At 66.2% G+C, this 358-nt stretch carries 1 protein-coding gene; it reads right to left on the bottom strand.

Going from position 1 to position 358, the window contains the following annotated elements; all coding sequences use genetic code 11:
* Positions 1-358 (bottom strand): hypothetical protein (locus SB816_RS30240; protein WP_410548023.1); only part of this gene is annotated, 358 nt, incomplete at both ends.

Raw genomic sequence — 358 nt, 5'->3', positions numbered from 1 at the left:
TCCACGTCGACCTCGACCGGCATCAGCTCGCTGTCCACCGGCCTCAGCTCCACCGATAGTTCGGTGGCCTCGCTGTCGACCTCCACGTCGACCGGTCTGTCGTCGGCCACGAGCTCGATCACGTCGCTGTCCACGTCGACCTCGACCGGCATCAGCTCGCTGTCCACCGGCCTGAGCTCGACGGACAGCTCGGTCGCCTCGCTGTCGACCTCCACGTCGACGGGTCTGTCGTCGGCGACCAGCTCGATCACCTCGCTGTCCACCTCGACCTCGACCGGTATCAGCTCGCTGTCAACGGGCCTCAGTTCGACGGATAGCTCGGTGGCCTCGCTGTCGACTTCGACGTCGACGGGTCTGT

It is taken from the genome of Achromobacter sp. SIMBA_011, assembly GCF_046535435.1.
GTDB classification, from domain to species: domain Bacteria; phylum Pseudomonadota; class Gammaproteobacteria; order Burkholderiales; family Burkholderiaceae_B; genus Achromobacter; species Achromobacter dolens.
This window is presented reverse-complemented; position numbering and strand designations above follow the sequence as displayed.